Source organism: Acinetobacter sp. 809848, assembly GCF_000581275.1.
GTDB classification, from domain to species: domain Bacteria; phylum Pseudomonadota; class Gammaproteobacteria; order Pseudomonadales; family Moraxellaceae; genus Acinetobacter; species Acinetobacter pittii.
In genome coordinates this window covers 1-2861 of sequence record NZ_JEXG01000083.1, presented here as the reverse complement: position 1 = coordinate 2861, position 2861 = coordinate 1, and the positions used below count along the sequence as shown (strand labels likewise).

Annotated in this window: 3 protein-coding genes and 2 pseudogenes; all 5 read right to left on the bottom strand. The window is 38.4% G+C overall.

From position 1 onward, the window contains the following. Nucleotides 1-408 (bottom strand): annotated as a pseudogene (locus J536_RS23550) (endonuclease NucS domain-containing protein); the annotation flags it as partial. Between the two features lie 922 nt (nucleotides 409-1330). Next, on the bottom strand, nucleotides 1331-1876 hold the full coding sequence (locus J536_RS23545; protein WP_032063812.1) for a hypothetical protein: 546 nt from the start codon (nucleotides 1874-1876) through the stop codon (nucleotides 1331-1333). Beyond that, nucleotides 1873-2271, bottom strand: coding sequence for a DUF559 domain-containing protein (locus J536_RS23540; RefSeq protein ID WP_032064161.1), 399 nt, complete (start codon nucleotides 2269-2271; stop codon nucleotides 1873-1875). Before J536_RS23540 ends, J536_RS23545 begins: the two co-directional genes overlap by 4 nt. Continuing rightward, nucleotides 2268-2429, bottom strand: a complete 162-nt coding sequence (locus tag J536_RS25910) for a hypothetical protein (protein ID WP_171071515.1) — start codon at nucleotides 2427-2429, stop codon at nucleotides 2268-2270. Before J536_RS25910 ends, J536_RS23540 begins: the two co-directional genes overlap by 4 nt. Next, nucleotides 2426-2861: pseudogene (locus tag J536_RS23535) on the bottom strand (helix-turn-helix domain-containing protein); the annotation flags it as partial. The gene J536_RS25910 and the pseudogene J536_RS23535, both read right to left, overlap by 4 nt.

Sequence of the window (2861 nt, the reverse complement as noted above, 5' to 3'; positions counted from 1 at the left end):
ATCTACAAAATTTGAAATTTCTTTACGTGCATTGTCGTGATCAAAAGCTGGATAGCCATTATTTATTTTATATCGACGATATATATCTATTGCTATATCCAGAGTCATCGTAGAGACCATTGATGCATACCGGAGAGCTTGAAGTTCCATATGGTCACCAGTGTCTGTACGCTTCAGCTCTATAATTACAAGATTTGCATTTTTATCGATTGCCAGTAAATCAATTCTTCTCTTTGAACCATCCCATTCAGCATACTCTTCAGCAATAATGAGACAGTCCTCAGCAATTACCCCGATATTTTTCTTGAGTGCTTGCTGGAGATGTAGTCTTTCCAGAATAGCTTCTTCTTTAAAAGAGGTGGTCTCAACTGCATTTAGTTCATTATTATTTAAAGTAAATATTGGCATGGAATTCAATCTCTGCAAAAGATTTTACTTTTATACAGTATATGCCTTTCAACTCATAGAAAAATAAAAGCCCCGCCAATAATCGATATTTAGCGGGGCTAGTTGCGTTGTCAAACAGATCAAAAACTGAAATGAACTTTTATACTAAGTTATATTAAGTAATTTTCTAATGAACAGATTAGAAGAAACTAAACTAGAGCCCATAGACAAAACTAATTCAATTTCATTTCCAATAAATTCGGGATAAATTTCTGAAGATTCTATGTTAAGACAATAGCCAGTTGATGTAATACAGAATAGCTCTTTATCCCCTTCTATTGACTGAAAAATAAAATCATTCTTCCCATTCGTCAATGTAAAAGTATAGTTCGTATCGTCCTTAGGGAATAATCTCATATTAACCTCTCCTTAGAACATACTTTGAACTCATTTCAAACTAGCCGCAAGTTTTATTTTTAATTATTTCCATAAAAATCAATATGTAAAGTATTTTTTTAAATTTCAACTAAATAACAAAAAAGCCCACTAATTCGTTAGTGGGCTTTTTAATATATGGCGTGGTAGTGGGGATTCGAACCCCATGACTTTGGTTAAAACTTTATTGACTCAGTAACTGTAACTTCTTCGACAGGGATATCTAGCATCTACCACCAAAATCGCTAGGACCACACCCATACCGCATACGTATTGGAACGTACTGAAATATTGATCCATAAACTTCTCCTTATAAAAGCAAATTGTTGCCGCAGAAGATGCTATTTGGTATCCCAGTAAAAGAACACTAGTGCACTTAAAACCTAATAAAGTGGTGCTCATTTCAAGTGCTAATGAAACACCAGTCATAACTCGGTAAAAAACTGTTTGGTCTAAAAAACAATATAAGACCAGTATATAAAAACATTACCTTAAATCCGTAAAGCTGTCAATTAATTGTTCTGTTTAACTTTTTTCTATATTCACCAATATAAAAATCTATCTCGTCTTCCATATCCTTAAGAATGATATCCACCATTAGCCCAAGATATGCATAGTTCTTGCTATAAGTATCTGCTTTAACTTCATCAATACCACAGAATTTCAATTGGCCTTGCAATGTTCTGTCTTCTTTAATAACTGGACGCATTCTAAAGAACACCTGCATACGAGCTATCTTCATACAAAACAACTTCATATTAAAGTGATGGCGCTGACGCTCTTTAATTGCTACTTCATGCAAAATTGAACCGATATGCTCAACAAGCGTCTTAAATGCTTGCGTATTGTCGCGAGAATCACCCCATACCAACATTTCGCAATATGCCTTAGTTACATCATCTTCAATTGATGCGATTGCCCCACAACGCTCTTCCCATGTTGGTGCTTTCTCTCCTGTCGAGACAGCAGAAGTTTCATAGCTTGCCGTTTTAGCTCTCATTTGCTGACTGACCCATTCAAGATTTGATAATTCTTCTGTCACTGCTGCACTCATATTTCATTCACCAATTGTTCTATCTGCTGAACCGCTAAACCTGACTTCACTTGCTCTGTACTGAACCGTAAAACTGTAAAACCCATCATTGCTGCCGAGTTATATTTCTCCATATCCCCTATATAGCCCTTGCCTCTTGTATGACGTCCTCCGCTCCAGATACCGCCTTCGACCTCTACCAATATCTTTTTTCCCGTAATTAAAAAATCCGCCCGCCACTTACGTTTTGGATGAAATTTATATTCCTGCTCAAAACTGGTCTTGCATGCTCTCAAGTGTGTTGCTAGTACCATCTCACCTTCACTTGGGTGTCTGGTACCTTGCTTTACTGAACGGCGCTTCTTTGCCTTCACTGGAAATAATTCACGGTATTCAGCAAGGCTCATTGATGTCATTTAGAGTCACCATTCTTGATTGCTTGCTCGATTGCCTTATCCAATTGAAGTAGCTCATTGTAGTCAGTGTTAGATAACCCACTACGGTTGTATTTGCCTCGTAATTTGTCACGACGAGCAATCGCTTTTTCTAAATCGAAGTTTTCATGAGTATTCATGCTGCCCCCTGCAATGAGCCTTTGAACCCGACTTGCTTGAGATACGGTTCCCATTGTTTGGCCTGAACTGGATCGCTAAGTTTTACAGCGATACGTGCTGCGAGTTGATCGTAGCTTTCCCCTGCAGCTGCAAACTGGCTTGCGAACTCAGGATGTTGTGAAAGTTTTTGAGCGAAGGCGTGAACCTGTTTGTCGCTCAACTGGTGCGGTGCGCTCGGCGAGCAGCGAACCTGCGACCCAGAATTTCGGAAAGGTGCCTGTTCACGAGCTTGGTATTTACCACATGCGTTGATTAACCAATCTGCAAAGTGGTAATTCATGAGTTCATCACAAAGATTCTTTTCAGCGTTGTAGAGTTCAAATGCTCTTAACTCTCGATCGAACCAAGTGGCTTTTTTGATTTGCTCGTAAGTTTCCTGATCAGTTGCCAAA

Bases quoted from the DNA above. Each gene is read 5' to 3' on its own strand.
- J536_RS23545 (WP_032063812.1), bottom strand. From the start codon at position 1,876: ATGAGTGCAGCAGTGACAGAAGAATTATCAAATCTTGAATGGGTCAGT.
- J536_RS23540 (WP_032064161.1), bottom strand. From the start codon at position 2,271: ATGACATCAATGAGCCTTGCTGAATACCGTGAATTATTTCCAGTGAAG.
- J536_RS25910 (WP_171071515.1), bottom strand. From the start codon at position 2,429: ATGAATACTCATGAAAACTTCGATTTAGAAAAAGCGATTGCTCGTCGT.